This window comes from Herbaspirillum lusitanum, from assembly GCF_026127345.1.
In the GTDB taxonomy this organism is placed as follows: Bacteria; Pseudomonadota; Gammaproteobacteria; order Burkholderiales; family Burkholderiaceae_D; genus Herbaspirillum; species Herbaspirillum lusitanum.
Genome location: NZ_QXFG01000014.1, coordinates 216387 through 226821 on the forward strand (window position 1 = coordinate 216387; position 10435 = coordinate 226821).

At 61.3% G+C, this 10435-nt stretch carries 12 protein-coding genes and 1 pseudogene; 7 read left to right on the forward strand and 6 right to left on the reverse strand.

The genetic code is table 11. From position 1 onward, the window contains the following. Positions 1 to 39 precede the first annotated feature (39 nt). Positions 40 to 825, reverse strand: a complete 786-nt coding sequence (locus DXT88_RS20510; RefSeq protein ID WP_016833399.1) for an ABC transporter ATP-binding protein — start codon at positions 823 to 825, stop codon at positions 40 to 42. A 295-nt stretch (positions 826 to 1120) separates the two neighbouring features. After that, a complete protein-coding gene (locus tag DXT88_RS20515) occupies positions 1121 to 1429 on the reverse strand; it encodes a hypothetical protein (RefSeq protein WP_265215810.1) in 309 nt (102 codons plus the stop codon). Positions 1430 to 1478: 49 nt separating this feature from the next. On the opposite strand from DXT88_RS20515, the gene DXT88_RS20520 reads away from it, so the two are divergent. After that, positions 1479 to 2111: a flagellar basal body L-ring protein FlgH gene (locus DXT88_RS20520; protein WP_016833397.1), complete on the forward strand. Its 633-nt coding sequence runs from the start codon at positions 1479 to 1481 to the stop codon at positions 2109 to 2111. A gap of 729 nt (positions 2112 to 2840) precedes the next feature. Here the strand turns inward: DXT88_RS20520 and DXT88_RS20525 are convergent. After that, on the reverse strand, positions 2841 to 3425 hold the full coding sequence (locus tag DXT88_RS20525; protein ID WP_265215811.1) for a cell division protein FtsI: 585 nt from the start codon (positions 3423 to 3425) through the stop codon (positions 2841 to 2843). A gap of 174 nt (positions 3426 to 3599) precedes the next feature. On the opposite strand from DXT88_RS20525, the gene DXT88_RS20530 reads away from it, so the two are divergent. After that, positions 3600 to 4037 carry a hypothetical protein gene (locus tag DXT88_RS20530; protein WP_265215812.1) on the forward strand — a complete coding sequence of 146 codons (438 nt, stop codon included), beginning with the start codon at positions 3600 to 3602 and terminating at the stop codon, positions 4035 to 4037. Here DXT88_RS20530 and DXT88_RS20535 read toward each other — a convergent pair whose 3' ends face one another. Together DXT88_RS20535 and DXT88_RS20540 are read right to left on the reverse strand one after the other, a co-directional pair. Further along, positions 4038 to 5306, reverse strand: a complete 1269-nt coding sequence (locus tag DXT88_RS20535; protein ID WP_265215813.1) for a D-amino acid dehydrogenase — start codon at positions 5304 to 5306, stop codon at positions 4038 to 4040. 14 nt (positions 5307 to 5320) lie between these two features. Further along, complete coding sequence (locus DXT88_RS20540) at positions 5321 to 6088, reverse strand: SDR family NAD(P)-dependent oxidoreductase (protein ID WP_265215814.1); 768 nt, start codon at positions 6086 to 6088, stop codon at positions 5321 to 5323. Between the two features lie 302 nt (positions 6089 to 6390). Between DXT88_RS20540 and DXT88_RS20545 the strand changes: the two genes are divergently transcribed. From DXT88_RS20545 to DXT88_RS20565, 5 genes are all read left to right on the forward strand, one after another. After that, positions 6391 to 7059, forward strand: a complete 669-nt coding sequence (locus DXT88_RS20545) for an amino acid ABC transporter permease (RefSeq protein WP_016833391.1) — start codon at positions 6391 to 6393, stop codon at positions 7057 to 7059. A 4-nt stretch (positions 7060 to 7063) separates the two neighbouring features. Further along, on the forward strand, positions 7064 to 7855 hold the full coding sequence (locus DXT88_RS20550; RefSeq protein ID WP_321161126.1) for an amino acid ABC transporter ATP-binding protein: 792 nt from the start codon (positions 7064 to 7066) through the stop codon (positions 7853 to 7855). A gap of 11 nt (positions 7856 to 7866) precedes the next feature. Next, the gene (locus DXT88_RS20555; RefSeq protein WP_265215815.1) at positions 7867 to 8313 is read left to right on the forward strand and encodes an Lrp/AsnC family transcriptional regulator; all 447 of its coding nucleotides are present in this window, start codon (positions 7867 to 7869) and stop codon (positions 8311 to 8313) included. A gap of 32 nt (positions 8314 to 8345) precedes the next feature. After that, entirely contained in the window at positions 8346 to 8759 is a 414-nt protein-coding gene (arfB, locus tag DXT88_RS20560) for an alternative ribosome rescue aminoacyl-tRNA hydrolase ArfB (protein WP_016833388.1), read from the forward strand. Positions 8760 to 8902: 143 nt separating this feature from the next. Then, a complete protein-coding gene (locus DXT88_RS20565) occupies positions 8903 to 9910 on the forward strand; it encodes a fimbrial protein (RefSeq protein WP_265215816.1) in 1008 nt (335 codons plus the stop codon). 121 nt (positions 9911 to 10031) lie between these two features. Here DXT88_RS20565 and DXT88_RS20570 read toward each other — a convergent pair. Beyond that, positions 10032 to 10435, reverse strand: a pseudogene (locus tag DXT88_RS20570) (transporter substrate-binding domain-containing protein); the annotation flags it as partial.

Consider the following 10435-nt stretch of genomic DNA (forward strand, 5'->3'; position numbering starts at 1 on the left):
GTGGTGATCAGGTTGGATGTCGGGATGCCGGGATACGTCTTAATGCAATTCGGCGGTTTCCTTGCCTACTTTGAGCAACTCCATCAGGCGGCCTTGCAGCGGGCCGATCTCCGGCAGCTTGCGGCGCTCCAGCGGGTTGTCGCGGAAAGGCAGGTTGACTTCTATCTCTTCGATGATGGTGCCGGGACGCTCGCTCATGACCAGCAGGCGGTCCGACAGGGCAATCGCTTCGACCAGGTCGTGGGTGATGAAGAGCGCGGTCTTTTTCTTTTCGAACAGCATCTTGGCCAGGTCCTGCTGCAAGACCATCTTGGTCTGCGCGTCCAGCGCCGAGAACGGCTCGTCCATCAGCAGCACTTGCGGATCCACCGCCAGCGTGCGGGCCAGCGCGGCGCGTTGACGCATGCCGCCGGACAATTGATAGGGATAGTGTTCTTCGAAGCCCTTGAGGTGGCACTTGGCCAGCAACTCGTCGGCCACGCGCTTGCGCTCGGCGGCGTTGACGCCGTCGATTTCCAGCCCGAGCGAGACGTTGGCGCGGATATTGCGCCAGGGCATGAGCAAGTCCTTTTGCAGCATGAAGGCGACGTTGCGGACCGGCTTGGTGACGCGCTGGCCGCCGACGATGACTTCGCCGGAGGTCGGCAGGTACAAGCCGGCTCCCATGTTCAGCAAGGTGCTCTTGCCGCAGCCCGACGGACCGATGATGGAAACCACTTCGCCGCTGCGTATCGACAGGTTGACGTTGGTGACCGCGGCGCGCGGCTGGGAAGTCTGGCGGTCGACGAAGCTCTTGCCGACGTTGCGAAATTCGATTTCGATCATGATGCCTCTTGGTTGGTTACTTGTTGCTTTGGCGCCCTCGCGCCTAATTACGTGACATTCGCTGAAGCCGGCGACCGGTAGGTGACTGGTGCGGCACAAATGTCAGTTGTCTCATATATAAAACCACAAACCAAATGCGAGATATACGAATCAAATATAGCAGATATTTCGCAAAAAGATAGTGCTTTTTGTTTCATATATGGTTTGATGATTTATATAAAAACTGTTTTCCTCTTATCGCAAGGTTTGTGCCACGCAAAAATCTGCGGTTTTGTCTCATATTTCAGACACTCGCTCACCAAAGAAACGCGCTGACGCGCTTCACCGGTGCGGCTTGCACCAATTCCAGCCGGCTAGCGCCGCAGCGTCCCCGCAGGGAAAATGCCGGATTGGCGATGGATTCGGCGTTCATGACAATGGCGATACGGATCGTCTTCACATTCCTTGAAGAATCTTCACCCGTCTTGAGAGGCGTTTTCGCTGATTTACAGCGCATTAACTTCCGCTTACAGGCTTTGCCGCGATGATGGCCGCGAGGGCCTGTCCTTTGCAGGACCCGTTGCCGGTTATCGGTTTTTATCGGTTTGCCAGGGGGGAAGATCATGATTCAGGGACGGATTGCCTGCACTGCTTATGCGGCAGGATTTTTATGCATGTTGAGCGCGTGCAGCAGCCCGCCGCCGATGGTGCAGGGACCGACCAGCGTGCGGCCGGCCTATCCGGTGGCCAATATCGAAAACAACGGCGCGATCTTCCGCGTCAGCAGCGCGCAGTTGTTTGAAGAATCGACCACGCACTACGTCGGCGACATCCTCAAGATCGAGATCGCCGAGTCGCTCACCGGCAGCAACAAGTCGACCACCTCCAACAGCCGCGACACCAGCCTGAAGCAAGTCGGCCCCGGCGCCGGCTCGTCGATGAGCGGCCTGCTGGCCTCGGTCTTCAACATCAACGCGACGGCCACCGGCAGCGACTCCTTCAAGGGCAGCGGCCAGACCGACAACAGCAACAGCATGACCGGCAGCCTGATGGTGTCGATCATCGAGGTGCTCCCCAACGGCAACCTGGTGGTGGCGGGAGAGAAGCGCATCGGCATGAACGGGTCGATCAATACCTTGCGGTTTTCGGGAGTGGTGAGGGCGCGCGATATTCGCGGGGGGAATGTGGTTTCTTCCAGCAATGTGGCGGATGCGCGGCTGGAGCAGGTTGGCGGCGGGACGGTGGCGGATGCGAATTCGCAGGGATGGATGCAGCAGTTTTTCAGGAGTGTTTTGACGTTTTGGTGATGAGGGAGGGATTGGCGCTGCTCTTTGAGAGCGGCGTTTTGTTCCGACTTGCTTGTTGTGCGTTATGAATGCTGTTTTTTCTTCGATCAACCCTGCCGGGGGTAGCCCGGCGGCTACTCACTTTCTTTGCTTCGCCAAAGAAAGTAAGCAAAGAAAGGCGACCGCGGTTCGCAGCCCCCTTCGGGGGTTCCCGGCGTCGGCAGGCACAAATCGGGAGGGGAAATAAACTCGCTGCGCTCAGACAAATTTCCCCTCTTTATCCGATTTGCACCTGCCGCCACCGGCTACTCTCAAGCGGGAATTCGAGACGGGCTCGCTTCGCATCGCCAGGGTACGATGATGAAGCTACGGTCGCAGTTCTCCGCTACCAATAAAACCAAGAATGAGCATCACAATGCCGCAGGCGAGCCACCCAAGGCAATGCGAAGCGAGCCGAAAAAAGAATTCCGCTTATGAGTCGCCGTTGGCGNCGTGCTCAAATCGGATAAAGAAGGGAAACTTGTCTGAGCGCAGCGAGTTTGTTTCCCTTCCCGATTTGAGTACGGCGCCAACGGGAACCCCGAAGGGGCGGCGAATCGCGGTCGCCTTTCTTTGCTTACTTTCTTTGGCGAAGCAAAGAAAGTGAGCGGCTGCCGGGCCGCACCCGGCAACCACGGTCGTCCGAAGAAAGAAAAGCATCAACAATACAGCCGGAACGTCGAAACAAAAAACCAGATCTGAGATTTAAATTCAAGACCCGCCAAACACATTCGACGCCCCCACACTATTGGTAGCCTCCACCACCGGATTGCTGATCAGCAAAGCATCCACCACCGGCCCCAGCTTGCTCCCCGTGGAAGACCATTTGTCCTGCGCAATCGACCCCATCTTGTAAGAAGCGCTGCCCACCACCCGCCCCTCCTTGCGCAAGGTCACCGAGGCAAACGTCAGGTAGGGCATATAGGCATTGCTGAAGGTCTTCATGTCCCATTTGACGAATGCCGCATACGCCAGCGTCATCGAACAGCTGCCCGGCTGGGTGCCGGCGTCATAGACGCGGCTCGGCACGCCGTGGCGTTGCAGTTCGCTTTGCAGGCTGGGGACAAAATCGCTGAGCGCCACCGCGCCGTTCCACTCGATGCAGATCTCCTTGATCGGCGCGTGCGCGAAGACGATGGGATTCTGCGGCGTGGCCGGCGTCATCGACGAGACGCCGGAGATGGCGGAGCCGAGCAGGTTGGCGGCTTCCACGATCGGACTGGGCGACATGACGACGCAGCCGGACAGGGAAAATGCCGAAGCGGCGCAGACGGAAGCGAAGAGAATTTTGATCATGGCGGCGACCGGTTCGACGATGAGTGAAATTCATCATATCCGCCGATGTTCCCGGATTCGCGCGCTTTTACCCTGATTTACGCCATGCCGGACACGGCTTTACACTCGCCGGTTTTCTGTAGCCTGTCCGCGACGGTGGCACAATGGTCGCTCTGATTTTTCAGGAGAAACATCATGCGCGCCTTGCTGTCCACGACCATCGTCGCGTTGTTCGCGGCGACCACATTCAATGTCCACGCCGACACGCTCAAAAACGAAACCGAAGTACGCCAGCTCGCCGACAAGGTGATGGCTGCCGCCGGCAAGGGGCAGACCGACGACGCCTACGCGGCGATGACGCCGTACACGCTGACCGACGTCAACACGCTCGACCGCGCACGGCTCGGCGCACGCACTTCGCGCATGCAACTGGAGCAATACATCGGCGGGTCGGTGGGCTACGAGTTCATCCGCAGCGAAAAGGTGGGCGAATCGCTGCTCAAGCTGGTCTATATAGAGAAGGCCGAGAAGCAGGCGATTCCCTGGCAATTCATCTTCTACAGGACCAGCTCGGGCTGGGCGCTGAGCAACTTCAGCAATGGCGACAACATCAACAGCTTGTTTACACGCTGACTATGCAAACGCACGCAACGGACTCAGATCGTCGCTGATGATTTCGGTGGCGACGCCGGCGATCTTGTCGGCGATCAGGCGACTGGAGCCGCAAGCCGTGGTCCAGCCGTTGGAGCCGTGGCCGGCGTTGAGGTAGAGATTGGAAAACGCGGTCGCGCCGATCAGCGGCGCGCCGTCCGGCGTCATCGGACGCAGCCCGGCCCAGTAGCTGATGCCGCTCATGTCGGCGCCGCCCGGGAACAGCGAACTCAACGACTTCACTGCGGTGGCGCAATCGCGCGGCGTCACTTTGGTATCCCAGCTGCCGATCTCGGCGGTGCCGGCGGCGCGGATGTGCGACCCCATGCGGGTGATCGCGACCTTGTAGTACTCATCCATCACGCCGCTCTTCGGCGCCGCCGTCGCGTCAGCGACCGGCACCGTGATGGCGTAACCCTTGACCGGATACACCGGCAATTGCAAACCCAGCGGCTTGACCAGCGCCACCGATGCGCTGGCGCAGGCCACCACATAGGCGTCGGCCGTCAACAGGCCGTTGGCGGTGCGCAGCCCGGTGACGGCGCCGCCGGCATATTCGATCTGCTGCACGGACGTGCCGAGCACGAAGCCGACACCCTGCGCCTGCAGCCAGCCGGCCAGCGCGCGGGCGAACAGCGGGCAGTTGCCGGTCTCATCCTGCGGCAGCAGCATGCCGCCGACCAGTTGATCGCGCGCGGCGCGCAGGGCCGGGTCGAAGGCCACGCAGGCGCCGGCGTCGAGCAACTCGTAGGCCACGCCCGCTTCGGCCAGCACGCGCGCGGCAAGGCCGGCGTTGTCCATGCCTTCCTGGGTGCGGAACAGTTGCAGGTTGCCGACCGTGGTTTGTTCGTACTCAATGCCGAGGCGTTCGCGGATGTCCTTCAGCTGCGTGTGGCTGTAGCGCGCCAACCGTCCCATGCGCGCCTTGTTGACGGCGTAGCGCCCGGCGTTGCATTGCGACAGGAACTGGCCGAGCCAGCGCCATTGATGACGGTCCAGGCGCGGCGTGAAGCGCAATGCCGACTCCATGCCCAGCCAGCTTTGCAGCGACCACTTGAGCGACTTGCCCTTCATCCCGGGCGCCGCCCACGGCGTGGCGTAGGACGGACAGACGTGGCCGGCGTTGCCGACGCTGGTTTCGGCCGCGACTTCCGGCTGGCGGTCGACCACCGTGACGGTGTATCCCTTTTCGTGCAGGAAATAGGCGGTGGTTACGCCGACGATGCCGGCGCCGATGACGATGATGTGCATGATGAATTAACTATTTATAGAGTAAGGCCACCGTCGATGTGCCAAACCTGACCCGTGACGTATGACGCGGCCGGGCTCAGTAAAAAGGCGATGACGTTGGCGATTTCCTGCGGTTGGCCGAGGCGCTGCATGGGAATGCGCTCCAGCGCGGCGGCCCAGGCGGCCGGGTCGATGGCGGATTTGTTGGGATCGGATTTCTGCACGTAGCCGGGCGCCACGGCATTGACGGTCGCGCCCGACGGCGCCAGCTGCACCGCCAGCGATTTCACCAGCGCTTCGATGCCGGCCTTGGCGGCGGCCGAGGCCGGGAAACCCGATTCGCCGAGCCGATACACGTGCGCGACAAAAGAGCTGACCGCCACCACGCGGCCCGCCGGCGCCTGTTGCAAGGCGTCCTTGCAGGCAGTGACCAGCTGGAAGAAGCCGCCCAGCAGCGCATCAATCGAACGCGACCAGTCCTGCGTACTGAGCTCGCCGATGCGCTTGCGGTCGGCGAAGCCGGCGTTGGCAACCAGGGCGTCGAAGCGGCCGTAGGTGTTGAGTGCGACGTCGCGCAGGGCGGCGGCGGTATTGACGTCAGCCAGGTCGCCGAAGGCCGTCACGCACTGCGCGCCACGCTCGCGGCAAGCGGCGGCGGTCTGTTGCAACTCGGGCGAATCGGCGCGCGCATGCAACACCATGCCGGTGTCGGCGGCGGCCACGGTTTTCGCGGTGGCCGCGCCGATGCCGCGTGCGGCGCCGGTAATCAGGATCACGCGCTGCACGCTGGAAGATGGATTCATGGGTGACGGGGAAATAATATGAAGAATAAGGAGGACCGGAACGGCCGTGCGCTATTTTAACCAATAAGCGCCGGCCAGCCGCAAAAGCGCTGCACAACAGCTTCCGCTACATCCCGGGCGGTATTCTCCATTACAATTGCGGGGTTTTCGGGAAGGGAAATTGGTCAGACCGACCATCTTTTCTGCATCGACTGGCACATTTCATGCTGCCCTGCCTGCGCACCATTTTGCAACCCGGGCAACTCAGGCAACTGAGGCAACCAAGAATTCAGACACCAAAGAGTAAAAGAAAAGGAAACACGATGTATCACTGGGACTTCGCCGCGCTTTGGCAATTCCGCAACGTCATTGCGGTGGGCTTCGGCTACACGCTGGCCTATACGGTCGCCTGCGTCTTGCTGGGCCTGCTGATCGGACTGGCGGTCGGCCTCGGCCGCCTGTCGACCAACCCGCTGGTGTCGGGCCCGCTGCGTGCCTACGTCGAAGTGTTCCGCTGCACGCCGGTGCTGGTGCAACTGGTGTGGTTCTATTATGCGTTGCCGGTGCTGGTCGGCATCGAGATGTCGGCCGGTACTTCGGCCCTGCTGGCGCTGGCGCTGTACGGCGGCGCCTTCTATTCGGAAATCATCCGCGGCGGCATCGTCTCGATCGACATCGGCCAGAGCGAAGCCGGCTGTGCGCTGGGCATGACGCGCTTCCAGCTGATGCGCCGCGTGATCCTGCCGCAGGCGTTCAAGCGCATGACGCCGCCGCTGGTCAGCCAGTCCATCATGCAACTCAAGAACACCTCACTGCTGTCGGTGCTGGCGGTGCCGGACCTGCTGTACCAGGGCCAGATCATCGCGCATGAAACTTACCGCCCGCTGGAAATCTACACCATGGTCGCGGTGATCTATTTCCTCATCCTGCTGCCGGCGACGATCTGGGCCAAGCGCCTGGAAAACCGCCTGACCGCGCAACAGGGAGCATGAGAACATGAGTAACACTAATCACGCCAATCACGTAAGCAATGAAGTCATGATTGAAATCAGGAATCTGAAGAAGGCCTTCGGCGACCACGTGGTGCTCAAGGACATTTCGCTGCAGGTCAACAAGGGCAGCGTGGTCGCCATGATCGGCCCGTCCGGTTCCGGCAAGTCGACGCTGCTGCGCTGTATCAACCTGCTGACCGTGCCCGAGCAAGGCAGCATCCGCGTCGGCGCGCAGGATTTCACCTTTGGTTCCAAAGCATCCAAGCCGCTCAAGGATCGCGAGCTGGCCAGGTTCCGCACCAACACCGGCATGGTGTTCCAGCACTTCAACCTGTTCCCGCACATGACCGCGCTGGAAAACGTCATGGAAGGCATGCTCACGGTGCTGCGCAAACCCAAGGCGGAAGCGCGCGCCTACGCACTGGAACTGCTGCAGAAAGTGGGCCTGTCCGACCGCGCCGACATCTATCCGCAACGTCTGTCCGGCGGCCAGAAGCAACGCGTGGCAATTGCCCGCGCGCTGGCCATGCGTCCAGGCGTGATGCTGTTCGACGAAGCCACCTCGGCGCTCGATCCGGAACTGGTGGGCGAAGTGCTCAATGTCATCCGCTCACTGGCGGCCGACGGCATGACCATGATCCTGGTCACGCACGAAATCGCCTTCGCCCGCGAAGTGGCCGACCAGGTCATCTTCATGCGCGACGGCGTGGTGGTCGAAGCCGGTCCGCCGTCGCAGGTCATCGACAATCCGCAGCAGGCGGCGACGCAATCCTTCCTCACCCGCTTCAACGGCTAGCGGCTGATCCGATGACCGGCCGCCTCGACCTGCTCGACGACACCGATCGCAAGCTGATCTCGCTGCTGCAGCAATCGGCGCGCGACAGCGTCGCCAACCTGGCGCGCCAGCTCGGCGTGGCCCGCACCACCGTGGTGGCACGCCTGGCCCGGCTGGAAAAGAACGGCGTCATCGTCGGCTACACCGTCAAGCTGGGCCAGGAAGCCCAGGACAGCGGCCTGCTCGCCTACGTCGGGATCACGGTCGAAGCCAAGACCGCGCGCGACGTCCTCAAGCGCTTCAAGCGCATCCCCGAGATCGAACAGCTCTGCTCCGTCAGCGGCGAGTTCGACTATGTCGCCTGGCTGCGCGCCGGCTCGGCCGAACAACTCGACAAGCTGCTCGACGACATCGGCGAAATCGAAGGCGTGCGCAAGACCACCACCTCGATCGTGCTGTCGCGCAAGATAGACCGATGAACATCGCGCTCCGTCGGCGCGGCTGAAGCGCCATGTTGCAGATCACCGAAGACCTGAGCCTGCCCGATACGGACATCGAGCTCAGCTTCACGCGCTCCCAGGGCGCGGGCGGGCAGAACGTCAACAAGACATCGACCGCGGTGCACCTGCGCTTCGACATCCGCGCGTCCTCGCTGCCCGACTTCTACAAGGAAAAGTTGCTGCTGCTGAAGGACCAGCGCATCACCCGCGACGGCGTGATCGTGATCAAGTCGCAGCAGAGCCGCAGCCAGGAGCAGAATCGTGTTGCAGCGCTGGAACGGCTGGCGGCGCTGATCCGGGAGGCCGGCGTCATCCACCCATCGCGCAGGCCGACCAAACCCACCCGCAGCGCCAAACGCAAGCGCGTCGACAGCAAGACCCGGCGCGGGCTGCTGAAGGTGTTGCGTACGCGCATCGCGGAATGAAACGGTGCAGAGGGATTGACCTTTGAGGCCGTTGCCATCGAGGCCGCCCTGGATCGCTTTTGAGAACTTTCCTATAGCACGACAAGCGGTCGATCCCTACCATGGCATCTTTGGCCGACATGCAATCCCGATGTGTCCATGCCATGGACGAACCCGCCACAACCATGAAAAAACTGACTCTGCTTTTGCTGTCGCTCTTGTTATGGACAGCCTCGAACCAAGCTCACGCCCAAGGCTGCACACCCTGGCAAGGTACCAATATCGTGCTGGATCCTCTGACGATTCCCACGAACCTTCCCGTTGGCAGCATCGTGTATGACAGAACCTTCACTTCTATCATCACTCCAACAACCCAGTGTGGAACCCAAGGCCATCGGACGATTTATTTCACGAGTTACGCCGGGGGGCATATCGCTCCGGATGAAAACGGCATTTCCCCGACATCCGTGCCGGGTTTAGGTGTTCGCCTCTCCATGAGTTATGGAAACGTCAACGGCAGGCTGAACCTCACGACACGAGAAGATGATCTGCCGACTGCGGCAACCGCGCCTTTTTCATTGCGCGTTGAGCTTATCAAGACGGGAGCGATCACCGGCCCTATCGACACCCGCAGGTATGTCTCCTATGAGGGTAGTGAGTTAGCTCATATGGAGGATTCGCTCACCTCCAATACGAATCTCATATGGTTCTGGCGCGCCACATTCAGCACAGCCAAAGTCGTGGCGACCACCTGCGATTTCACCCAGACCAACCAGCTGGTGACGCTGGGTAGAGCCCCGGTGCGCGAATTCCAGGGCGTCGGTACTACCGCACGGCCCACCGACTTCAACGTGCAGATCAGGTGCGCACAGGAAGACCAGGTCGCCGATATCGGCCTCTCGTTCGATCCTGCCTATCGGCATGCGTCCCAGGCGGCGGGCGTCATTGCCGTGGACGCCACCGCCAATTCGGCAGCAGGCGTGGCGATCCAGGTCGTCAACAAGACAACAAACCTGCCGATCCAGTTCGGTCGTTTCGAAAGCGGGAGCATCGTCAAGGGGCTGAACGGCACCTACAGTTACCCCCTCAGCGCGCGCTATTACCAAACCGACGCGACGGTCGGCACCGGCACCGTGGCCGGACGCGCGGTGGTGAGCGTCACCTACCGATAGCCGCAGGCGGAAGTGGAGGCGGAGGCCAAGGCAACTTCGCGATCGATCGCTACCCTGCCCGGCGCCATGAAAAAAGGGCTTGTCTCGCGACAAGCCCTTTGTGCTTTCCGGCGCCGTACGTTTACAGCGGAATCTGCGGCGGCACGTCTTCCGGACGCACGCCGGACAGCTTCTGCAGGTTTTCCAGCACGGTGGACTTGACCTTGCCGGCGGCGCGCTCTTGCACGATCCACTTGTTGATGTAGTCGAGCCAGGCCTTGTCGTCTTCCTTCGGCACGCCGATGTTGGTCGAGGTCGCTTCCAGCGGCATCGGCACGATCATGGTGCCCAGGCTCGGGTTCTTCTTGAGCACGTTCAGCGCCAGCAGCCAGACCAGCACTTGCACGTCGACGCGACCGGTTTGCAATGCCAGGGTGGCGTCGTCGGCTTTTTCCAGACGCACGATGGTGGCCTTGGGACAGACGCGCGAAATCATCGCATCGTGCGACGAACCGATGTCGACGCCGATCTTGACTTCAGGCTTGT